This is a genomic window from Vitiosangium sp. GDMCC 1.1324 (genome assembly GCF_003044305.1).
In the GTDB taxonomy this organism is placed as follows: domain Bacteria; phylum Myxococcota; class Myxococcia; order Myxococcales; family Myxococcaceae; genus Archangium.
Map to the genome: position 1 here is coordinate 134,822 of NZ_PZOX01000021.1, position 20,294 is coordinate 155,115.

The window sequence follows — 20,294 nt, forward strand, 5'->3', positions numbered from 1 at the left end:
CTCCCGTGCGCACCTATTCTTTTCCGCGGCGGCTCATTCTCCTCACGCTCGTCGCGAGCACCGCCTGCACCGGTGGTGGAAAGAAGACACCGGATGGCCCGGAGGTTGCCTCCGCGAACACTCCGGCGGCCTTCCCCTGCGCTCATTTCGAGGACTTGCGGCGCTTCCTCCCGGAGACGATGGAGGGACTGGTCCGCGCCCGGGACGGGGGCTCCACCGGCCGCTACGACGACGTGTCCATCAGCGAGGCCGAGCGCAGCTTCACCCACGGTGAGGACCGGGAAGTGAAGGTGCGCATCGTGGACACCACCCTGGGGCAGAAGCTGGGGCAGAGCATCCGCGCCGCGGCCGAACAGGGCCGGAGCCGGGCCCAGAATGATCCCACCGCCCCCATCTTCTGGAAGGACAAGCAGGCGGTGGGCTTCGTACGCTACGACGAGTCGACGCGGCAGGCCGAGGCCAGCCTGCTGGTGGGCGACCGGTACGTGGTAGCGGTAAGCAGCCGTGGCTACCCGGGCACCGTGGAGGTGCGCCGGGTGGCGCGTGACATCGATCTCGAGGGGCTGGCGCGGCTGGACCGGGCCCCGGGTGGTGCGGACCACCCATGAAAGGAGCATCCGTGGTGAAGGACAGAGGGTCGCGGGCGAACGTCCCCGAGGTGCTCGAGCAGGAGGCCCAGGCGCGCCGGGAAGTGGCCGCCATGGGCAAGCGCGAGTTCCTCGAGCAGTACCAGCGGCTCGCCAAGCTCTACACGGCGGACCCGGGCAACCCCGGCTCCTATGCGTGCGAGGGCTGTGAGCGGTGCGCCAACTGCATGTTCTGCCGCGACTGCGACAGCTGCTACCAGTGCACCCACTGCACCCGCTGCGAGCTGTGCAACAACTGCACGCACTGCGTGGACTGCAAGCAGTGCCACCAGTGCGCCTACTGCGTGCAGAGCGAGAACTGCACCGGCAGCGCCTACCTGGTGCTCTGCCGCAACATGTCCGACAGCAACTACTGCTTCGGCAGCGTGGGCCTCTCCAAGAAGGACTTCCACATCCTCAACGTCCCCTTCCCCCGCACCGAGTACTTCAAGCAGGTGAAGCGGCTACGCGAGGAGATGGGCGTCTGAGGCCCACCCCGCCGGGGGCGACTCCTCCGGCGGTTACAGAGCCCGGACGAAGAAGGCCTTGAGGTACTCGGTCTCCGGCAGGCCGCCGAGCACCGGGTGGTCCAGGCCCGCCCCCCGGCGCTCGAGAATCTGCACCGGCCGCTTCGCGTCCGCGGCGGCCGACAGCACCATCTCCTCGAAGGCCTCGCGCGACAGCTTGCCCGAGCACGAGCAGGTGACGAGCAGCCCCTCGGGACGCAGGCACTTGAGGGCGCGCAGGTTGAGCTCGTGGTAGGCGCGCAGGGCGGTGGACAGGCCCTCGCGCCGCTTGGCCAGGCCCGGAGGATCCACCACCACCGTGTCGAAGCGGCGACCGGACTCGGAGAAGCGGCGCAGCACGTCGAAGGCGTTGGCGTTCTCCACCGTGACGTTGGAGCGCCCGTTGCGCGCGGCGTTCGCCCGGGCGCGCTCGGAGGCTTTCGGGTCCTGCTCCACCGCCAGCACCGAGTCGCAGCTGCGGCCGAGCGCCAGCGCGAAGCCCCCGTGGTAGCTGAAGAGGTCCAACGCCTCGCCCCGGGCGAGCTCTCCCGCGCGCAGGTGGTTGTCCACCTGGTCCAGGAAGGCGCCCGTCTTCATGTCGCCCAGCAGGTCCACCTCGAAGAGGTTCTCCCCCTCGTGGTAGGCGAAGCGGGCCTCGCCCTGGCCGTGCAGCAGCCGCACCTCGCGGGACAGGCTCTCGAAGTCGCGGCCGGAGGCATCGTCGCGGCACACCACGTGGGTGGCCCCGGTGAGCTCGGCCAGGGTGCGCGCCACCCACTCCTTGCGCACGTCCATGCCCTCGGAGAGCGTCTGCAGCGTGAGGCCCGCGCCGTAGCGGTCCACGAAGAGGCCGGGCAACAGGTCCGCCTCGCCGTGCACCAGCCGCAGGCCGTCGCGGTGGCGCAGTGGCGCGCGGCGCGCCAGGGCCAGCTCCAGCCGGTGGCGAAGAAAAGCCTCGTCCACCTTCTCCTCGGCGGGGCCCTTGCGCGTCAGCAGCCGCAGCGCCAGCGGCGAGCGCTGCGCATAGAAGGCCTGGCCCACGGGGTTGCCCTGCGGATCCACCACCGACACCACGGCGCCGCGCTCCTGCGTCTCGGGCGGCTCCACCAGCTCGGTGCGGTACAGCCAGGGGTGACCCCGGCGCAGGGCCTTGGCGCCCTTGAGGCTCACCCGGGCGGTGGGAAGGGTTGATGAACGGGCCATGGCCTCTTGTGTCACTCCAGACCGCGGGCTGCCAACTCCTGATCGTCCTCGCCCCGCAGATGCCCCACCTCGTGGAGTAGCGTCACTTTTATCTGCTCCCTCAGCTCCTCCCGGGAGCGCACCGCGCGAGCGAGGTTGAGACGGTAGAGGGCTACCGAGCGGCAGGGCGTCTCCGTCCCATCACAGGGCTCGCCCAGCGGCGGGCCGCGGAACAGGCCGAGGATGGAGGGAGACAGGGGTGGCTCGCCGGAGAGCAGGTCCGCGTCCGCGGGCAGCTCCTCGGCGCGCACCGGCACCCCCGTGAGATCCTTGCGCATGTCCTCGGAGAGGGCCGCCACGGCACGGGCCACCTCCTCGCGGAACTCGACCTCGGTGGGCGTGGGCGGTACCGGAAAGTCCTCCGGCGCGAGGGCACGTGCCTTGTCGAAGTGCGTCTGCGCCTGCTTCCACTTCCCCTCGCGCTCCAGCAGCAGGCCGAGGTGGTAGTGCGCATGCGCCCCGCGCTCCAAATCGTTCACCAGGCCGGAGAAGGCCGCCCGGGCCTCGGCGAAGCGGCACAGCTCAAAGAGGGCCAGGGCCTTCTCGTAGGCGGCCTCGTGGTTGTTCGGCTCGCGTGCCAGGACGAGCTGCGCGCGCTGGAGCGCCTCGCTGGCCTGCCCCAGGTCGTTGAGCGCCATGGCGGACACCAGGGCGAAGCGGGGCAGCTGCTCCGGCGACACGTGGGCCTGGGAGAGCCCGCGCTCGGCGTAGAGGGCGCCCAGCTCGTCATACTCGCGGCTGGAGGGCAGCTGCACGGCGTAGAGGTGCGCCGCGCCCAGCAGTGCGTCCGGGTGGCCGGGGTCGATGGCCAGCGCCCGGGCATAGGCCACCTGCGCCTCCGCGGTGCGGTTGAGGGCGGCCAGCGCCTCGCCACGCGCCGCATGGGCCGCGGCCGAGTCTGGCTCCAGGGCGGAGGCCTGGGCGGCGCAGGAGAGAGCCTCCGGGAACTTGCCGTCATCCAGGTAGTCCAGCGCCGCGTCGAGCGGAGTGGCCCCCTCCGCCCGGCACGTGGGAATCGGCTCGGGGACGGGAGCCGCGACGGGCATGGGCGCCGAAGCCACCGCGGGAGTGCCCGCGTCGGGCACGGCCGGAGTGGACGAAGGGCACGTCCGCTGGCAGGCGCCGAGAAGGAGGAGACAGAGGGCGAACGGACCGCGCCGGGACATGGGGAGACGCAGGCTACGGCATCGCTCGCACCTCGGGAAGGTATCAGCTGCCTGCCTGCCCGCCCTGCGATGGAGTCCCCCTGAAAACGACGAGGCCCGTCACCGCCGCATGGCGAGGACGGGCCCCGGAGTGAAAACTCAACCCCTTCCTACATCTCGGACGGGATGCAGGACTGCTTGCCGTCCGCCTGGTCGTGGCGGCAGGCGTGCAGGTTGCGCGACACGGGCAGCTCGTAGATGTACTGCAGCACGTCCGAGTTGGCCGACACCTGCGTCTGGCTGGCCTTCTCGCGGTTGGGGCCGGGCTCCACGAAGACGGTGCTGTACTTCACCTGGCCCGTCTTCGACACCTGGATGGACGTGGCCACGTCGGGCGGAGGCGCGAGCACCTCGCGCTCCTGGTAGCGCGCGAACACGGTCTTGTCGGAGAAGCCCGCCGCGCAGCTGGGCGCGCCGGTGACGAAGTCCGCCTGGAAGAGGCGGGCCTTGCTCGTGTAGGAGCCGGAGCATGCTGCGGAACCCTTGTTGGGGCCCGAGCTCACGGGGACCGAGTACATGGAGTTCCACATCGTGCAGCTCGCCAGCACCGCCGAGCCGCTGGCCGTCTTGTGCTCCATCCCGTCGTACTCGTAGAACCAGCCGTAGCCATTCGAGGTGGCCACCGGCTTCGTCGACTTGCACGTCGAGCTGCCGGACACGCACGAGCAGACCCCGTCGGCCTTGCAGGTGACATCCGTCACGTTGATGAGGTCACCCGTGCCACCCGTGCCCCCGGTATCCGTCAGCCGCCGGTTGTCGAACTGAGCGGCCAGGTTGGAGGAGACCTTGCCCGGGTTCTCGTCGAAGGTCCGGCTCTCGGCGCCGCCGTAGGCCCAGATGCCGAAGAAGCGGTTCTTGCCGACGGTGGTGCTCGAGGACGCGGGCTGCTTGACGGCCAGATCCGACATGTAGAGCGTGTTGGACGGGTCCTTCACGCGGCAGTCGAAGACGTTCAACGCGTACTGGCCACACTCCACACTGGTGCGGGCGAAGTCGTAGTTGGTCGTGCTCCCGTTGGAGGCATTGGGGCAGTACAGCGTCTCGCGCTTGTCGAACGTGGCCTTGATGAAGGACGTGCTGCCCTGCGAGCCGCAGTAGTTGAACGAGGACGGCGTATCGGCCCACGGAGTGTATTGCGTCCCCTTGTAGAGGCCGTTGTCGCCCCACGTGTTGGCCATCACCTGGTAGTCCGAGGTGCCGCGCGTCACCTTGTAGCTGACCGACGTCGAGTCACACCCGAGCTTGGAGCACGCCTGCAGGTTGTCGAAGCGGCAGGTGCCAACGCCTTCGTCCAGCAGCGAGTAGCGGTTGCCCGTGCCCACGAAGGCGCGCAGGGCCTTGGTGTCCGACTGCAGCGCCACCGAGGACAGGTAGAAGATGGGCGAGCGCTTGTTGATGTTCTCGTCAGCGGAGGAGGCCACGTCCTGCCGGTCCATCGAGAAGGCGCGCGCGCCGCTCCAGTTGCTCACCAGCCCCGTGCTGCCGATGACGCCCGGCTCGAAGAAGCGCAGCGTCCAGAGCTGGCCGCCCAGGTCGCCCACCATCGCGGTGTCGAAGAAGCCGTCCATCCGCGGCTGGTTGTTGGCGCCGTAGTCCACCATGGCCACCGGGGCCACGATGCCGTACTTGAGGAACTCGCGCGGCTTGTCCCCATCGCCCGTGGTCTTCCCCGCCGGCGAGTACTCCCACTTCCACAGCAGGTTGTCGCGGCGGCCGTCCACCTTGCCGTTCCACACGTCCACCATGTAGATGCCACGGCCCTTCTCGCCGCCAGGAGACCAGCCACCGGAGAGCATCGTCACCCAGCGCTCGGCGGACGGGTTGCCCGGATGCCGCTCCAACCCCGTCGTCGAGGCCATCAGGATGGGCCCGATGGGAGGCGACTTGGGGCTGAGGCTGAAGAGCGTCTTGCCGAAGCGCAGCGCCTCGTCCGTGCACGGCTGCGGGAACATCCAGCGGAAGCCCGGAGCCTGCGCCGCCGGCTTCGACGCCGTGTCCCAGCGCAAGTCCAGGGCGAAGTAGTGCGTACCACCGCGGCCCTCGGCCACCACGGCCACCGTGTGGTACTCGCTCTCGGACTTCTTGCCGTCACCGTTCTCGTCCACCCAGATGTCGCGGATCATGACGTCGCCGTCGACGTAGTAGGCGTGGCCCTGCAGCATGTCCTGCAAGCGCGGCAGCAGGTCCGACGGAATGAAGGCCCACTTCTCCGCGCCCGAGCCCGGCTTGTACTGGACGTTGCACGACGCGTCCTCCTCGCCCGTCCCGTCGCTGAAGGCGTGCAGCATGCCGTCGTTGGCGCCCACGAGGATCAGACGCTCACGCAGCCGCTGCCGGTAGTGGTAGCCGTCGTAGGCATCCCCCGTCTTCGTCCCCGACCCCGACTTGCAGCTCGCGGGATAGGTGGCCGAGTCCAGCGGCGTAGCCGGCACGCCGAGCTGCTCCGTGTTGGCGTAGAGCGTCCGCACGCACTGGGTGCTGATCCCCAGGTCACACAGGAACTTGTCCACCGGCGGGGTCACCACCGCGGGCGACGAGTGGAAGATGTCGCCCAGCACGGACGGCCGAGTGGCGGAGCGGATGCCATCCCCGTCCTCGTCGAACAGATCCTGCCCGCGCACGTACTGGATGATCAGCGCCGCGCACAGCCGATCGAAGTCGGACTGGGTCGTCGGGGTGGTGGCCACCACGCCCGCCTGCACGGTGTTCATCATCTCCGCGGCCTTCGTGACGGTGACGCCCATCTTGTCCAGGATGAGTCCCGGCAGGTAGGTCGTCCCAGAGCCGCTGGGGCACAGCGGAGCCCCGCTCACGGACAGGTACTGCTTGAGCTCATCGAGATTGGCGAGCTTGACCTCGACGAGCGCGTCATCCTGGTTGATGAGCCCGTCCTTGTTGCCGCCCTTCGTCCGGCCGTTGTCCGTCACGGTGTAGATGGTGCGGCTGAGGTGCCCGAGCGCCAGGAGCTTCGCACTCGCCTCCCAGTATTCATTGGCCACACCGCCGAACGCCGTCTCCGACGTGGGGGTGCTGAAAGCCGTCACCTTGCGGAACTCGCCGTCCTTGTTCTCCGCGACGACGCTCCCATCCTTGTCGACCAGGTAGACGTCGTCCTTGTCCTTGTCGCCGTTCTTGTCCTGATCCAGGACGAACTCGTTGAACTGCTCGAAGCGGAAGAGCTTGCCCGACCAGCCCTTGTTGCGCGCGGGCATCATGCGCGGGATGACCGCCATCTGCGACGTGCTCTGCGACTGCATGCTGTTGAGCGCCGCCGAGGAGAAGGCGGTGTTGCGGGCGTTGATGTTGTCGAGAATCTTGAGGATGGCCTGCTTGAGCTCGCTGGTGCTGCGGGCCGGGAAGAACTTGCCTCCGCCCAACCGCGCCGTCTCCGACAGCAGCCGGCTGGACGTCACGTCCTCGGAGAAGCCGATGGTGTAGGTGGCCACGCTCTGCGTGCCATCCTTGTCGGCGCGCAGGTCGTGCTCCCACAGGAACTTGGCCACCTTGTGCAGAGAGCTGGTGGTGTTGCAGCCGACGCACTCCGTCGTGTCGTTGGTGATGCCGGAAGGCAGGGTGATGACCTTGCCCTCGTCATAGGGCTCGCCGTCCGTCAGCAGGATGATGGCGTTGAAGCCGCACTCGAAGCAGATGCCGTCCGAGTTGTTGTAGGCGTTGTTGTTCGACGGCTTCGGGGCGCTGCTGCCGAAGTAGGTGGTGAAGGGCGTGGGAGAGGTCTTGGACTGGAAGTAGAAGCCCGCCGCGTAGAGCGCGTCCGAGAGCGGGGTGTTGCACGCATCCCAGGCCAGCCCATTGCCGTTACCGCCATGGTTGGTGAGGGTGTTGAGGACGCTGTTGCGGTTGTTCTCCACCGAGCTGTTGTCCAGCGGGTAGGACTTGTCGCACGTGGGCCCGAAGGGCTGCGAGATGCAGAGACACTGGGCACCGATGGTGCTGTTGGACTTCTTGCCCCAGCACCCCTGCGCGTTGGCGGTCTGGTACGCCATCACCCCGAAGCGAACCTCCTTCAGGTCGCGGATGACGTCGGCCAGCACCTTGACGGCGCCCGAGTCGCGCGGCGCGTAGAAGTTGAGGAAGTTGCCCTTCACCCGCCGGGTCGAGTTGCTCTGGACATAGTAGCCCTTGGTGTCGAGGCACTGCTGGCAGAGCGTCTTGTCCGAGTTCGAGTTGGAGACGCCCTTGCACGCATCGGTCACGGTCGTCCACGAGCTGCCGCTCGGGGTACCGCCGAAGTCGTAGCCGTACCCGGACGAGGGCGCGTCATAATACTTGGCGCTGGCGAACCAGTCGTCGGACTGGGCATTGAGCCCCGTCCACAGCCGCGGGTACTGCTCGTCCTTGTTGTAGCCCAGGCTGTCGAAGAACGTGTGGGAGCACCCCTTGTCGGCGGGCCACGTCGTCGGCCAGGCATGCATCGAGCTGGAGGTGTCGATGATGAAGAGGATGTTGGGGGGGCCGCTCGTGCGGGAGAAGAACTTCTCGTCTCCACCCTGGGCCGGGTTCATCAGCGAATCCAGCCGGGACGTGGTCGGCAGACAGCAGGCCGCCTGATCAATGGCGACCGCCGTATCCGCCCGGAGCACCACCACCAGCAGGGCAACGAAGAACAACGTCAGCTTGCGGAACATGGCGGCTTCCCTCACAGGCCGTAACGGAAGAGGAACTCGACCTCGGACTGACGGCCCTTGATGGCCGGGTTACCCGTGGGTTCCTCGCAATTGACCACCACCCGGTAGTACTGCCCTTGCAGGTTGGCGGAACTCGGAGCGGTGTTGGCCAGGTCTCGCGCCTGGCGACCCGCGGCGCCCATCGTCTCCGCGCTCACGACCGTCACCGTCTTGTCCGGCCCCAGGTCGTAGTGGCCGGTCATCATCCGCGAGCGGGCGTTGGGATCCGGATCGTCGATGAGCTTCGTATCCAGCTGCGTGAGCGTCAGCGGGCCGCTCGTCTGGAACAGCGACAGACGCGACAGCAGGTGGCGGCGCGCGGCCTCCGCACAGGAGCTGACGCGCTCCCCGCGCAGCTTCTCCACGGACGCCTCGCGGTTGCGGTTGGTGAACTGGATGGCTCCACCCACCAGTAGCATCAACACGGCGATGGCGATGAGAGTGAGCATCAGGGCGTTGCCTCGAGGGGCCCTGGTCCTGGGCTTCATCATGATGGGTCAGCCTCCCGACACGATATCAGTGGGATCAGTGCCCACCTCAGGAATGAAGGCGGAGCGCGACATCATGTTCGGCACGCGCACCGTCGTGGTCATGTTGGTCCGATAGAAACCGTCCGCCGCTGCTTTCTCGGCGGAGTCTTCCAGGTTCTCGCGCGCGAAGGCGCGGCGCCCGCTGGGTTCGGCGCGGGTCGAGCGCACGGTGATGCTCACGCGCACGGCACGGATGTTCCCGGGGTGCCGGTTGTAGCGAGCAGCATCCTCGTAATCCATGCCATACATGGGCGCTGGGGTGACCGTCGGGTCGGGGGTACGCTCCGTGCTCACGCTGCCCACGTCACCCAGCACCCAGTTGGCCGGCGAGGAACCACCGTCTATGGCCGGAAGCGCGGCGAAGGGGCTGCTCGGTGACGGGCGGTTCATCACGTAGGCCACCTGGAACGACTCCACGTCCGCAGCCAGCGGAACGGCGGTGGACAGGTCCAGCGTGTCGATCCCCGGGAAGGCCATCAGGAACGGACGGCCGCCCAGGTCCATGATGCGGATGCGCAACTCGTGCAGCATCATGACGTAGGGCGCCGAGCCCCCCGTCTGGGTCAGACACCCCGCGTCCGCGGCCACGGAGGACAGACTCGCGTCCACATCGAGGTTGGAGGTCTTCTTCTCGTCCTTCTTCACGCCCCCCGAGCGAGCCTTCATCACCAGGTAGTCCCGCCCCCCCATGCACGCGATGATGAAGCGCCGGCCCTCGGGAAAGTCCACGCCGAAGGCATCGCCGCCCGTCAACACCAGGCCCTGGGCCGTGTCATAGGTCCCCCGGCGCAGCCACGAGGGATCCCGGTAGCGGAAGGCCAGGTCATCCGTCACGGACTTGGGAACACCGGTGCCGAAATTCAGGGCGTAGTTGGACTTGGTGCCCGTGGGCAGCTGGCTGACGTTGAAGTCGAATGCGAAGCGGGGATCCACCCCATAGCCTGCCATGCGCAGCCGCCGCTCGATGAAGGACGTCGCCGTGCGCGCCCCTTCCACCGCCACCTTGATGCGCGACTCGGTCTGATAGGAGCCCTGCACCGCCAGCACCGTGAATGCCACGGCGAAGAGGATGATGCTGGTGACGGCCGTGCCCACCAGGAGCTCGACCAGGGTGAAGCCGTGCGGTGCGTGAGTCCGGGGGGATTTCGAGGGGGGCATTGAGGACGGCTCAGATCTGGACGTTGGTCGCGTTGCCAAATGGGCTCGAATCGTAGAACCCCACGTACTGTCGGAAGAAGCGGCGCCGACCCAGCTCGTTCCACGACACCACGACCGCGACCTCGTCGATCGGCACGTTGGAGACCTCGTCCAACCGCGTCACCCAGACGAGCACGCGGCGGAAGCGCTTCGAGTCCTCGTCCGAGTAGCCGGGAAGCAGCTTGTTGGCCGACTGCGCGCCGGTCTCGAAGGCATCGAGGTCGAAGATGCACCGCACGGTCCACGGCTCACCCGAGCCGGGCGTCAGCGTCTCCAGCCCTCCGGCGAGCGCTTTCACGTCATTGCCCGGATTGCAGGCCGCGCCCGTGAGCATCCCAGCCGCTCCCCCTGACGAGCCGAGCACCCGGTCCCGGCCCAGGGAGTCCAGCGCCACGCGCACCTGCGAGGCGATGCCAGAGGCCCGGCTGGCCTGGTTGGCCATCGAGTTCTGCCGGCTGGCCACCATGATTCCCTGGAACACCCCCATCAGGCCGATGAGGAGCACCACGGAAGCCACCATTCCTTCGATGAGCGAGACTCCGCGCGGAGCGGCACCCATACGGCGGATACGGCGTCGGGAAGAGAAGTCCACGGCAGATCCTCCGGTGCACATCAGGGAGAGAAGGCCGCCACGTAGCCCGAGGGGCCAGAAATGGCGAACAGGTACTGGTTCTTGCGGTCCAGGCTGCTGAAGGCCAGGGCCTGGTTGGCCACGGCGATGTACTGGCCCTGCCCGTCCACGAACCGGGCGCTCCCGTCCGGGTTGAAGACGATGGCGCCACGCAGGGGCGTCCCCGAGCAGAAGCCACAGGTCTGCACGTTCAGCGTCGAGAAGGGCTGGCTGTAGCGGCCCGCGACTCCCGGGGTCGCCGCCTCGAAGCGCACCTGCTTGCTGTAATCCTCGAGGAAGTACACCGACGGCACCCCCACCGCGCTCTTCAGCGGCAGGGCGAAGAGGCCGGCCGGTGCGCGCACGAAGTCGTTCTTCGTGTCCTCGACCATGAGGAACGCCCCCTGGCCCGTCGTCCCCGTCGGCGCCTTGCGGCTGGCGGTCGTGTACAGGACGATCCAGATCGGATAGCCGCGCGACACCGCCTCCGAACGCGCCAGCGTCAGCGTTCCCTGCAGATCGAACGCGGCATTCTGCAGCGCCCCACGCTTGCCCACCGAGTCGTACGCCACCATCGACAGCGCCGTCAGCACGCCGATGATGGCCACCACCACCATCACCTCGATCAGGGTGAAGCCACCGTCGCGCCGTTCCCGCTTCGCTGGATTTGCGTGGTTGCTCATTCCGCCGACTCTATAGGGGTGGTCAAGGTACCCGGTTTTACACGAAAAGCAAATTATTTCCAGGACATAGGACGTCGACGCCCAACACCGTTCTGGAAGAGAAGGATCCCTCAACGCCCCGAGCAGAAGCAAACCCCTCCACGCCTCGCGCCGGTCCGGGCCCGTCCATGGCTCCCCCGGCGGGAAAGTCACAGGAAAACCCGTGTACGTCCATTATCGGGCAAGGCGGCGCCAGGTTGCCTGCAGCCCCGAAGAGCGCAGGATCAGGAAGACGCAACATCTTCCGCTTCACCTGGAAAACTTGAACGAGCCCGATCACGAACGGGACGACAAGCAAACGGCAGGCCGTCTGCCAACCCCCTGAAATAATGAGTGTCCAGGGGTGCTCACCGCACGTGTTGCGGACTGAAGCCTCGCAAAGTTTGCGAGGCTCGCAAAATGTAGTGCCTCGGGATTACCCGGACAGCTCGGACAGAATCTCCAGGAAGGCGGAGCGGGCGCGGGGGAGCTCACCGGCCTTGAAGGTGATGGCGGCGACCACGGGGTGCCCGCCACCGCCGTAGCGCGAGGCGATGGAGGCCAGGTCGTGCCGCCGCTCTTGGGGACGCCACGGGTTGGAGCCGAGCGAGACCTTGGCGCGCGAGGGGCCCTGCCCCACCCAGAGGGTGTAGCGAGCCTCGGGGTAGAGCGCGTAGGCGATGAACTTGTTGAGGCTGTCGACGCCCTCGTCCGCGAGATCGAAGGAGACGACGCCCCTGTCGTAGCGGGCCTTGGCACGCACCAGGTCGATGTGGCGCCGGTGACGCTCGAGCAGCGGCGCGAGGGGCTCGGCAATGAGCGGCGAGGCGGCCAGGGATGCGAGCGATTCGGTCTGCATCCGCTCGATGACCTGGGGGATGAGCGACGGATCCTTGTTGGCCTCGAGCACCGTCATGATGCGCAGGGCGGGCTCCTCCAGCGCCACGGCCATCTCTGGGTTGGGGAAGAGCGCGCCGTCGATGATCTCCGCCCAGTGGAGCAGGTCCGCCATGGGCGAGGAGTCCCAGCCGAAGCGCTCGCGCACCACGTCCGCGAGGTAGCACGTGCAACTCTTGCGGTGCGGATCATGGAACTTGTGGCCGCTGGTGTCGGCGCGGAAATGGGCCTCGTCGCCGGGCTGCTGGAAGGCGGAGACGTGGTGGTCGAACCACCAGGAGAGCCGCGCGTCCTGGCTGTAGCGGAAGTCGACGATGATGTTCTCGTCGCCGGTGAAGACGGCCGGATCGATGGGCGCGCCCCCTGCCTGATGGGACAGCCCCCGGTAGCTGAAGCGGGCATCCGGGCGGACACGCTCACGGTAGAAGCGGGTGAAGACCGCCGCGCTCGCAGCCCCGTCGAAGCAGTTGTCGTGGAAGAGCACCTGGACGTTCATGGGATGGCCTTACCTGACTCCCGTGTCAGATGTGTACGAAAAGACTCAACGAAACGAGCCACTCCCCCTGGAAGAGTGAACGAAACTTGGAATCCCGCCCCAGGGTCAGAGGTCCATGTTCACTGCAACTCCTTGAATTTCCATAGGGGGCGGGCAGACGAGCCCCTGGCACGCCGCGTGCAAAACAATTCAGGTTGCATCAGTCCATCAACCCACGCGGTGCGGGTGGGAGGACACCATGGCCAAGACGGCGACACGCAAGCGCGGTTCGATCCAACGGCAGGGGCGGCGCGTCATGCCGGCGCCGCGGCGGGCCACCCAGCGGAAAGCGGCCGGGGCGCTGCTCACGGTGGGAGAGCTCATCGCGGCGGCGTATGACACGGCCGGAGGAGAGAACCTCGAGGTGCAGAAGCTGGTCACCTCGCCGCAGATGACCCGAGCCCTGGGACGGCGCATCGTCCTGGTGGGCTGAGCCTCCCCCTCCCCTCCCCGGGAAGGTGGTGAGCCCGTGCGGAAGCCCCTCAGGGCACGTCCGTGACGGAGAGGTACTGCTTGTCGGTGGGCTCGCCCGAGAGCAGCTTCGCGAAGTCCTCGGCGTTGTTGGGGTGCACCAGGAAGGTCCCCGCGGGCGTCTCCATGCGCACCGGCGAACCGCTACCTCCCGCCAGGGCCAGCAGAACGAGCGTGGCATGGAGCTTCATCCGAGTCCTCCCTCACATCCAGAGCAACCCGCGGCGCGGGAAACGGGGGCGCCTGCGTACGTCGCTCTGGCCCGGGAGGCAAGTCCCCGCCCCCGGTCATGTGTCCACATGAGAACGCCCGCGCCCCATGGCTTCCGGGACGCGGGCGCCAGCCCCTACCGTGCTCGGAGGAGGACTACCGCGGCTGCCAGCGCGGGCGGTGATCGTCGCCCCGGTTGCTGGGGACGTTGCTGCCGCTCCAGGTGTGGGTGATGACGTCGCCCACCTTGAGCGAGGCCGCGTCCGTGGCCTCCGGGTTGATCTTCTGCACCTTCAGCTTCCTGCCGGAGACGTAGGCGATGAAGTGCCCGTCCGGAGAGAACGACGGGAGGGTCGCCTCGGATACGAGTTCCAGCTCGTCCCCCTGCGGAGCGCCGCTGGCGTCGATGCGCCGCACGAAGATGACGTTGCCCTGCTTGCCGCCGCAGTTGTCCCCACCCGTGCAGAGGGTGGCGTCACCCGCGACCGGCTTGAAGTAGTAGACCCGGACGTAGGCGACGTGCGTGCCTCCCGGAGCCCAGGTGTGGTTGGCGATGTACGACTTGAGCTGGCCAGGGGGGACCGTGACATCCGCGCTGGTGGCGCTCGCGACGGGCTTGGGAGCCGGCGTCCCCGTGTCCGCGGGATTGAGGGTGAAGAGCTCCGTGAGCGGCGTGGACACACCGCTGATCATGTCCGTCTTGCCCCCTCCATCCAGGTAGAGCAGGACGCCATTGGCCTCGTTGTGCAGCGGCTGCTCGCTGGAGGCGGGCGCGCCACTCACCGGGCTTTCAGCCCCATCGATCACCTTGGTCTTCAACCCGATGCTGTTCACGCTGTAGACGAAGCTGTTGCCGTCCGCCGCCCACGAGGGGAAGACGCCCTCGGAGGTGGCATCCTGGACGGTGCCTCCCGTGCCAGCGATGACCTTGATGCCCGAGACGACGTCGTGGCCTCCGGAGCTCGTCGTCGTGCACCAGGCGATCCGCGTGGAGGGCTCCCACTCCATGTAGCGGAAGTCGAGGGTGTTGCCGGCATTGGCGCCGGTGGTGAGGGGAGTCGTCTGCCCCGCCGTGAGCGGGAGGTTGCGCGTGACGAGCGTCACGGCGTTGCCGGTATCCTCCTCCACGAAGGCCACCGCGGTGCCGTCCTTGTTCCAGCGCGGGAACCGGCTCTGGCCCGTGGCGCTCTCACTGAGCTTTGTCGTCGTGGTGGTACCGGTGGGCGGCTCGGAGCCGGGATTCTTGTAGCGCACCACCACCGCATCGGTCGCGCCACCCGACGCGGCCTCCGTCGTCAGCACGATCTGGAGCGGCTGGCACTTCCTGGCGCCACCCGAGTCCTCGCAGAACAGGCCCTCCATGCAGTTCGCGTTGGCGGTGCAGTCACCGCCCTCGACCACGGTCATGTCTCCGGCATCCGTCTGCGTCCCGGCGTCCGTCTGCGTCCCGGCGTCCGTGCCCGCATCCGTCTGCGTCCCGGCGTCCGTGCCCACCTCCTCGGACGGCGGCGCGGGACTCTGGGCCTCGCACTTGTTGTCAACGCAGGCCCACTCCTTGCCCTCGCCCGGGTCTCCCTTCGAGTTACGACAATCGAACCGATCCACACACGCATCAGAAGAACAACCTGTCGCCACCACCATCCACGCGCCCACGAGCGCACCAAGGACAACACGCTTCGTCATATGGCTCCTCCGAAACCCGACGCGTGCGTATAGGTTCGCTCCTGCTCCCCGGGAGGCTGGGCCGGGCACTCACACCGCCTCCGCTGTCTCGGGCTGAACGACGGACGAACAAAGCGCCACCGGACCTTTCCGATGATTGACACCCACTGCCATCTCGACGCATCGCGTTTCGATCCGGATCGCGACGACGTGCTCGCCCGCGCCTGGGCCGCCGGACTGCACGGCATCCTCGTCCCCGGCGTGGGTCCGGAGAACTGGGAGCCCCTGCTGGCCCTATCCCGCGCCGAACCACGCATCCAGGTGGGGCTCGGCATCCATCCGCAGCTGCTCCCGGACCTGCCTCCCGAACAGGATGAAGCGCACCTCGAGCGTCTGGACGCGCTCCTGTCCCAGGGAGGCGCCATCGCCGTGGGCGAGTGCGGGTTGGACGGGCCCTCCGCCGAGGGCGCCCCCATGGAGCGGCAGGTGGCGGTGCTGCGCCGGCACCTGGAGCTCGCGCGCAAGCACGGCCTGCCCGTGCTCATGCACTGCTACCGCGCCCACCCCGCCCTCATCGAGCTCTTCAAACAGGTGCCCCTGCCCGAGGCCGGCGTGCTCATGCACAGCTACGGCGGGGGAGCGGAGCTGGCGCGCTTCTACATCCAGAAGGGCTGCCACTTCTCCTTCGCGGGCCCCGTCAGCTGGGCCGAGGCGCGCAAGCCCCTGGACGCCCTGCGCGTCATCCCTCCCGACCGGTTGATGGCCGAGACGGATGCCCCGGACCAGGCTCCCACGCCCTACCGCGGGCAGCGCTCGGAGCCCGGCTACCTGCCCCACGTCATCGAGGGCATGGCCCGGGCCCTCGGAGAGCCCGTGGAGGTGCTCGCCCAGCGGACGACCGAGAACGCCCGCCGGCTGTTCCGGGAAGCCTTTCCCGTGGCTTCGCGGTAGGGATGCCGTCGCGTTATAGAGGCAACCCATGAATCCGCAGCCCACCCCTCCCGAGACCACCTCCACCGACCCTGGCACCTCCGCCCCCTCGGAGCCCAAGCCCTTCAAGCTGCACCGGCGCTTCGATCGCACCGGCCGCCTGCTCGGTGACTCGGCCATGGAGCGGCTGTCCCGGGCCCGCGTCATCGTGTTCGGGCTGGGAGGCGTGGGCAGCTATGCCGCCGAGGGTCTCGTGCGCAGCGGCATCGGCCACCTCACCCTGGTGGACTTCGACACCGTGTGCGTCACCAACGCCAACCGGCAGCTCCATGCCACCGCCAAGACGGTGGGCAAGCCCAAGGCGGAGCTGATGGCGCTGCGCTGCAAGGAGATCAACCCCGACGTCAACGTGGAGGGCCTGCGCGAGTTCTACCGCGACGAGATGGCTGATCAGCTGCTCGCCCCGGGCAGCTATGACTACGTGGTGGACGCCATCGACAACGTGAAGGCGAAGCTGCACCTGCTCCACCGCTGCGTCAGCCTGGGCATCCCCGTGGTGAGCTCCATGGGCGCCGCGGCCCGCCTGGACCCCACCGCCATCCGCGTGGAGGACCTGTGCGAGACGCACATGGACCCCTTCGCCAAGGACATCCGCAAGCTGCTCAAGCGCAAGTACGAGGTGAACACAGACCGGCCCACCGGCATCACCGCCGTGTACTCCATCGAGCAGCGCCGCCAGCCCGTGTCCCTGCGCTACGACGCCGACGACGGCTTCACCTGCGTGTGCCCCAACGACAACGACTTCCACTCGTGCGAGCACCGCAACCAGATCGACGGCAGCGTGGCCTTCGTCACCTCCGTGTTCGGCATGAACGCAGCGGGCGTCGTCGTGCGGCGCCTCTCGCTGGGACGGTAGGCCTCCCTCAGGCCACCTTCGCCGCCGCCGCCTCGCGTCCACAGGGGCGGCGGAAGGCACAGCGGGTGCACGAGGACAGTTCTTCCGTCTGTGGGAAGGCGGACTCGCCCTTCGGCGTGTTGGTGGCCGGGTCCGTCAGCAGCTCGCGCATCCGCGCCACGCTCTGCGTGAAGCGGCCCTTGAAGCCCTCCACCGCGTTGGCGTCCACCTGCACCTGCTGCTCCACCCCGTCGTTCAGGTACACCAGCGACGCGCGCACCTTCTCCAGCGGCAGCCGGTAGCGCTGCGACACGTAGAGCGCGTAGCCCAGCACCTGCTCGTCGTACCCGTCTCGCGCCTTCCCCGTCTTCCAGTCCACCACCACCGGCGAGCCGTCCGCGTCCACGTAGGCGAAGTCGGGAATCGCGAACACCTTCACCCCGTCCAGCGTGAAGGTAGAGAAGTCCGCCCCCGCGTCCACCTCCAGCCACTGCGCGGGCTTCAGCCCCTGCGCCAGCGCCGGCCAGCGCGAGCTGAAGAACCACGTCAGCGCCGAGCGCACCGTCTCCCAGTTCTGCTTCCAGGCCTCGTCCGTCACCGGCTCTTCGTACTCGTGCTCCACCAGGCCGGAGAACGTCTTGCGGTACTTCTGCGTCCAGTACCCCTTGCCGCGCGAGTACCGGAAGTCGTCCTGCATCAGCTTGCGCGCCCGCGCCTCCACCTTCGCTGGCTCCACCGCGCGCCCCGCCCTCCAGTCCAGCAGCGAGTCCTTGATGGCGTCATGCACCACGCTGCCCGCCCAGGCGTAGCGGTTGCCCAGCTTCTTGAGCACGTACAGCTCGCGCACGTCCTTCGGCGCGCCCGACTCCCAGCCGCCCCAGGAGCGGTAGTAGTAGTAGTAGTAGGCCCTCAGGCATTCCTGGAGCTTCTCGTGACGGCTCTTGGACCAGGAGAAGTCGTTGGTGAAAGACGTGCGCCGCATGGGAGGTGGCGCATCCTAGACGGGGGCTCGCTCCACTAGAAGGGGGACAGGCGAGCAGGCACACCCCGGCAGGTCCTTTTCCGGCTCGGACGAGCGGCTATGGTGCGCGCCGCCATGGCATCCAGAGACTTCCAGGAAAAGGTGGTGCTCATCACCGGCGCCTCCAGTGGCATCGGCCGCGCGGCGGCGAAGGCCTACGCCGCTCGAGGAGCCCACATCGTGCTCGCCGCGCGTCGAGAGCCCCAGTTGCAGGACGCGGCGCGTGAGGTGGAAGCACTCGGTGTGCGCGCTCTCCCCGTGCGCTGCGACATCACGCGCGAGGAGGACGTGACGCGGCTCGTGCGCGAGACGGAGGCCGCGTTCGGCGGACTGGACATCCTCGTCAACAACGCGGGGCTCGGACTCTACGGGCCCGTCGCGGGCTTCAGCGAGGCGCAGTTGCGCCAGGTCTTCGAGATCAACTTCTTCGGCCTCGTGCGCGTCACCCGCGCCGCCCTTCCCCTGTTGCGCAAGCGCGCGCCCGGCTCGCAGGTCATCAATGTGAGCTCCGTGCTCGGACACCGGGGCCTGCCGCTGCTCGGCGGCTATGGCTCCTCCAAGGCCGCGGTGAACCTCCTCACCGAGTCCCTGCGTGCCGAGCTCGCCTCCGAGGGCATCTCCGTGCTGCTCGTCTCCCCGGGCCTCACCGAGACCGAGTTCCGCGACGCCCGCCTCAACGCCGAGGGCTGGGCGCAGGACTCCATCCCCTTGAACGCGATGAGCTCCGAGGCCGTGGCCTCCGCCATGGTGCGTGCCAGCCGCCGCAAGCGCCGGGAGACCGTGCTCACCCTGCCCGGACGCGTCATGGTGATCGCCAACCGGTGGGTCCCCAGCCTCTTCGATCGCGTGGCGCGCCGCATCGCGAATCCCGCCAAGACGCCATGAGCCCCTCGCGCAAGCGCAAGGAGCCCTCCGCCCCCCAGGCCCTCGTCGAGCCCGGGCTCCGCGAGTCGCTCCGCTCACAACTGCTCGAGTGGTACGACCGGCAGAAGCGGGATCTGCCCTGGCGCCGCACGCGCGACCCGTACGCCATCTGGCTCAGCGAGGTGATGCTGCAGCAGACCCAGGTGACCACCGTCATCCCCTACTGGGAGCGATTCCTCCAGCGCTTCCCCACGGTGGAGGCCCTGGCCAGCGCGCCACTGCCGGACGTGCTCGCCGCATGGCGGGGGCTCGGCTACTACTCGCGAGCGCGCAACCTGCACCGCGCCGCCCAGGAGGTGGTGGCCCGCTTCGGCGGCAAGCTGCCCTCCACCGCCGCCGAGCTGCTCACCCTGCCCGGCTTCGGCCGCTACACCTCGGGGGCCGTGGCCTCCATCGCCTTTGGCGAGCCCGCGCCGCTGGTGGATGGCAACGTGGCCCGCGTCCTCTCCCGCCTCTTCGAGGTGGAGGGCGCCCCAGGAGACCGCGCCCGCGAGGCGAAGCTCTGGGCGCTCGCCACCGAGCTCGTCCACGGCGAGCGGCCCGGCGACTTCAACCAGGCCCTCATGGAGCACGGGGCCACCGTGTGCCGTCCGGAGAACCCGCTGTGTCTGCTGTGCCCCGTGCGCGAGGGGTGTCTCGCGTACCGCCACGGCCGTGTGGACGAGCTGCCCCCGGCCAAGGTGCGCGCCGCCCCCAAGCGGATGACGCTCGCCGTGGCCGTCTGGGCCCACGCGGGCCGGCTGCTGCTCGCGCGCCGCGCGGAGAAGGGCCTCTTCGGCGGCCTGTGGGAACTACCCGCCGCCGAGGTGGATGACGACACGCCCGACACGGAGTCCGCCACCCGGCTGACTCGAGCGCTCGGCGCGGACGTCTCCGTGCGGGAGCACCTCGGTACCGTGCGCCGACAGCTCACCCACCGCGCCCTCGCGCTCCGGCTCCTGCGCGTGACGGGACGCCAGCACCCCACCCACGCTCCCGCCTTCCGCGAGCTGCGCTGGTGCACCCCCGACGAGGCCTCCTCGCTCGGCATGAGCACCGCCATGCACAAGGCCCTCGAGGCCGCTGTCGCAGCGGGAGCACTCCGGGAATAGGCACTGTCCGGAATCGGACAAGCGCCGCGCCAACATGTCGCTCCGACAACGCTGCGTCACGGAGGCGATTTCCCCCTACCGGGTGCGTGCTGATGCTTCGGGCCGCAGTCACCCCCCTCGCCAACTGAAGGAGCCCCCGCATGGCACGTACGCACGCCAAGACGTCCCACCACTCGCCGTCCCAGCAGGTGCCGGAGACCTCGGCGCGCAGTGGTGTGCCCTCCCACCGCAATGGCCCCACCCATGAGCAGATCGCCCGGCGCGCCTATGAGCTCTTCCTCTCGCGCGGCGCGAGTCACGGCCGTCACGAGGACGATTGGATCCAGGCCGAGCGCGAGCTGAGGCTCGGCCGCTGA

19 protein-coding genes are annotated in these 20,294 nt (G+C 68.4%); 8 read left to right on the forward strand and 11 right to left on the reverse strand.

The features are described 5' to 3' along the window. Positions 1 to 5: 5 nt before the first annotated feature. Together DAT35_RS43450 and DAT35_RS43455 are read left to right on the forward strand one after the other, a co-directional pair. A complete protein-coding gene (locus tag DAT35_RS43450; RefSeq protein ID WP_233262053.1) occupies positions 6 to 608 on the forward strand; it encodes a hypothetical protein in 603 nt (200 codons plus the stop codon). After that, positions 605 to 1,114 carry a caib/baif family protein gene (locus tag DAT35_RS43455; RefSeq protein ID WP_199243172.1) on the forward strand — a complete coding sequence of 170 codons (510 nt, stop codon included), beginning with the start codon at positions 605 to 607 and terminating at the stop codon, positions 1,112 to 1,114. Before DAT35_RS43450 ends, DAT35_RS43455 begins: the two co-directional genes overlap by 4 nt. A gap of 33 nt (positions 1,115 to 1,147) precedes the next feature. On the opposite strand, the gene DAT35_RS43460 is transcribed toward DAT35_RS43455, so the two are convergent. The 8 genes from DAT35_RS43460 to DAT35_RS43495 all read right to left on the reverse strand — a co-directional run bounded on the left by DAT35_RS43460 (position 1,148) and on the right by DAT35_RS43495 (position 12,695). Next, positions 1,148 to 2,335 (reverse strand): class I SAM-dependent rRNA methyltransferase, encoded by a 1,188-nt coding sequence (locus DAT35_RS43460; RefSeq protein WP_108075208.1) that lies wholly within the window; start codon positions 2,333 to 2,335, stop codon positions 1,148 to 1,150. Positions 2,336 to 2,346: 11 nt separating this feature from the next. After that, positions 2,347 to 3,540: a metallopeptidase family protein gene (locus DAT35_RS43465; RefSeq protein ID WP_108075209.1), complete on the reverse strand. Its 1,194-nt coding sequence runs from the start codon at positions 3,538 to 3,540 to the stop codon at positions 2,347 to 2,349. A 149-nt stretch (positions 3,541 to 3,689) separates the two neighbouring features. Then, positions 3,690 to 8,225, reverse strand: a complete 4,536-nt coding sequence (locus DAT35_RS43470) for a pilus assembly protein (protein ID WP_108075210.1) — start codon at positions 8,223 to 8,225, stop codon at positions 3,690 to 3,692. An 11-nt stretch (positions 8,226 to 8,236) separates the two neighbouring features. After that, positions 8,237 to 8,755 (reverse strand): hypothetical protein, encoded by a 519-nt coding sequence (locus tag DAT35_RS43475; RefSeq protein WP_146210120.1) that lies wholly within the window; start codon positions 8,753 to 8,755, stop codon positions 8,237 to 8,239. A gap of 6 nt (positions 8,756 to 8,761) precedes the next feature. After that, on the reverse strand, positions 8,762 to 9,952 hold the full coding sequence (locus DAT35_RS43480; protein WP_108075212.1) for a PilW family protein: 1,191 nt from the start codon (positions 9,950 to 9,952) through the stop codon (positions 8,762 to 8,764). A gap of 10 nt (positions 9,953 to 9,962) precedes the next feature. Beyond that, a complete protein-coding gene (locus tag DAT35_RS43485) occupies positions 9,963 to 10,583 on the reverse strand; it encodes a prepilin cleavage protein (RefSeq protein ID WP_146210121.1) in 621 nt (206 codons plus the stop codon). Between the two features lie 20 nt (positions 10,584 to 10,603). After that, positions 10,604 to 11,284 carry a GspH/FimT family pseudopilin gene (locus DAT35_RS43490; protein ID WP_108075214.1) on the reverse strand — a complete coding sequence of 227 codons (681 nt, stop codon included), beginning with the start codon at positions 11,282 to 11,284 and terminating at the stop codon, positions 10,604 to 10,606. A gap of 454 nt (positions 11,285 to 11,738) precedes the next feature. Further along, entirely contained in the window at positions 11,739 to 12,695 is a 957-nt protein-coding gene (locus DAT35_RS43495) for a bifunctional oligoribonuclease/PAP phosphatase NrnA (protein WP_108075215.1), read from the reverse strand. Positions 12,696 to 12,933: 238 nt separating this feature from the next. Between DAT35_RS43495 and DAT35_RS43500 the strand changes: the two genes are divergently transcribed. Next, complete coding sequence (locus DAT35_RS43500) at positions 12,934 to 13,167, forward strand: hypothetical protein (RefSeq protein WP_108075216.1); 234 nt, start codon at positions 12,934 to 12,936, stop codon at positions 13,165 to 13,167. A 49-nt stretch (positions 13,168 to 13,216) separates the two neighbouring features. Here DAT35_RS43500 and DAT35_RS43505 read toward each other — a convergent pair whose 3' ends face one another. After that, on the reverse strand, positions 13,217 to 13,396 hold the full coding sequence (locus DAT35_RS43505; protein WP_108075217.1) for a hypothetical protein: 180 nt from the start codon (positions 13,394 to 13,396) through the stop codon (positions 13,217 to 13,219). A gap of 175 nt (positions 13,397 to 13,571) precedes the next feature. Beyond that, on the reverse strand, positions 13,572 to 15,098 hold the full coding sequence (locus tag DAT35_RS43510; protein ID WP_108075218.1) for a PD40 domain-containing protein: 1,527 nt from the start codon (positions 15,096 to 15,098) through the stop codon (positions 13,572 to 13,574). 132 nt (positions 15,099 to 15,230) lie between these two features. Between DAT35_RS43510 and DAT35_RS43515 the strand changes: the two genes are divergently transcribed. Both DAT35_RS43515 and DAT35_RS43520 read left to right on the forward strand, forming a co-directional pair. Next, positions 15,231 to 16,028: a TatD family hydrolase gene (locus tag DAT35_RS43515; RefSeq protein WP_108075219.1), complete on the forward strand. Its 798-nt coding sequence runs from the start codon at positions 15,231 to 15,233 to the stop codon at positions 16,026 to 16,028. Between the two features lie 28 nt (positions 16,029 to 16,056). Continuing rightward, the gene (locus tag DAT35_RS43520; protein ID WP_108075220.1) at positions 16,057 to 16,923 is read left to right on the forward strand and encodes a ThiF family adenylyltransferase; all 867 of its coding nucleotides are present in this window, start codon (positions 16,057 to 16,059) and stop codon (positions 16,921 to 16,923) included. A gap of 7 nt (positions 16,924 to 16,930) precedes the next feature. Here DAT35_RS43520 and DAT35_RS43525 read toward each other — a convergent pair whose 3' ends face one another. Beyond that, complete coding sequence (locus tag DAT35_RS43525; RefSeq protein WP_108075221.1) at positions 16,931 to 17,884, reverse strand: PD-(D/E)XK nuclease family protein; 954 nt, start codon at positions 17,882 to 17,884, stop codon at positions 16,931 to 16,933. 114 nt (positions 17,885 to 17,998) lie between these two features. On the opposite strand from DAT35_RS43525, the gene DAT35_RS43530 reads away from it, so the two are divergent. From DAT35_RS43530 to DAT35_RS43540, 3 genes are all read left to right on the forward strand, one after another. Then, the gene (locus tag DAT35_RS43530; protein WP_233262054.1) at positions 17,999 to 18,808 is read left to right on the forward strand and encodes an SDR family oxidoreductase; all 810 of its coding nucleotides are present in this window, start codon (positions 17,999 to 18,001) and stop codon (positions 18,806 to 18,808) included. Further along, on the forward strand, positions 18,805 to 19,938 hold the full coding sequence (gene mutY / locus DAT35_RS43535; protein ID WP_108075223.1) for an A/G-specific adenine glycosylase: 1,134 nt from the start codon (positions 18,805 to 18,807) through the stop codon (positions 19,936 to 19,938). The genes DAT35_RS43530 and mutY overlap by 4 nt, the downstream gene beginning before the upstream one ends. Positions 19,939 to 20,078: 140 nt before the next feature. Then, positions 20,079 to 20,294 carry a DUF2934 domain-containing protein gene (locus DAT35_RS43540; protein WP_108075224.1) on the forward strand — a complete coding sequence of 72 codons (216 nt, stop codon included), beginning with the start codon at positions 20,079 to 20,081 and terminating at the stop codon, positions 20,292 to 20,294.

What these genes read in the sequence shown, in the direction of transcription:
- DAT35_RS43455 (WP_199243172.1), top strand. Translation starts at nt 605, where the DNA reads ATGAAAGGAGCATCCGTGGTGAAGGACAGAGGGTCGCGGGCGAACGTC.
- DAT35_RS43460 (WP_108075208.1), bottom strand. Translation starts at nt 2,335, where the DNA reads ATGGCCCGTTCATCAACCCTTCCCACCGCCCGGGTGAGCCTCAAGGGC.
- DAT35_RS43465 (WP_108075209.1), bottom strand. Translation starts at nt 3,540, where the DNA reads ATGTCCCGGCGCGGTCCGTTCGCCCTCTGTCTCCTCCTTCTCGGCGCC.
- DAT35_RS43470 (WP_108075210.1), bottom strand. Translation starts at nt 8,225, where the DNA reads ATGTTCCGCAAGCTGACGTTGTTCTTCGTTGCCCTGCTGGTGGTGGTG.
- DAT35_RS43475 (WP_146210120.1), bottom strand. Translation starts at nt 8,755, where the DNA reads ATGATGAAGCCCAGGACCAGGGCCCCTCGAGGCAACGCCCTGATGCTC.
- DAT35_RS43480 (WP_108075212.1), bottom strand. Translation starts at nt 9,952, where the DNA reads ATGCCCCCCTCGAAATCCCCCCGGACTCACGCACCGCACGGCTTCACC.
- DAT35_RS43490 (WP_108075214.1), bottom strand. Translation starts at nt 11,284, where the DNA reads ATGAGCAACCACGCAAATCCAGCGAAGCGGGAACGGCGCGACGGTGGC.
- DAT35_RS43495 (WP_108075215.1), bottom strand. Translation starts at nt 12,695, where the DNA reads ATGAACGTCCAGGTGCTCTTCCACGACAACTGCTTCGACGGGGCTGCG.
- DAT35_RS43500 (WP_108075216.1), top strand. Translation starts at nt 12,934, where the DNA reads ATGGCCAAGACGGCGACACGCAAGCGCGGTTCGATCCAACGGCAGGGG.
- DAT35_RS43505 (WP_108075217.1), bottom strand. Translation starts at nt 13,396, where the DNA reads ATGAAGCTCCATGCCACGCTCGTTCTGCTGGCCCTGGCGGGAGGTAGC.
- DAT35_RS43510 (WP_108075218.1), bottom strand. Translation starts at nt 15,098, where the DNA reads ATGACGAAGCGTGTTGTCCTTGGTGCGCTCGTGGGCGCGTGGATGGTG.
- DAT35_RS43515 (WP_108075219.1), top strand. Translation starts at nt 15,231, where the DNA reads ATGATTGACACCCACTGCCATCTCGACGCATCGCGTTTCGATCCGGAT.
- DAT35_RS43520 (WP_108075220.1), top strand. Translation starts at nt 16,057, where the DNA reads ATGAATCCGCAGCCCACCCCTCCCGAGACCACCTCCACCGACCCTGGC.
- DAT35_RS43525 (WP_108075221.1), bottom strand. Translation starts at nt 17,884, where the DNA reads ATGCGGCGCACGTCTTTCACCAACGACTTCTCCTGGTCCAAGAGCCGT.
- DAT35_RS43530 (WP_233262054.1), top strand. Translation starts at nt 17,999, where the DNA reads ATGGCATCCAGAGACTTCCAGGAAAAGGTGGTGCTCATCACCGGCGCC.
- mutY (WP_108075223.1), top strand. Translation starts at nt 18,805, where the DNA reads ATGAGCCCCTCGCGCAAGCGCAAGGAGCCCTCCGCCCCCCAGGCCCTC.
- DAT35_RS43540 (WP_108075224.1), top strand. Translation starts at nt 20,079, where the DNA reads ATGGCACGTACGCACGCCAAGACGTCCCACCACTCGCCGTCCCAGCAG.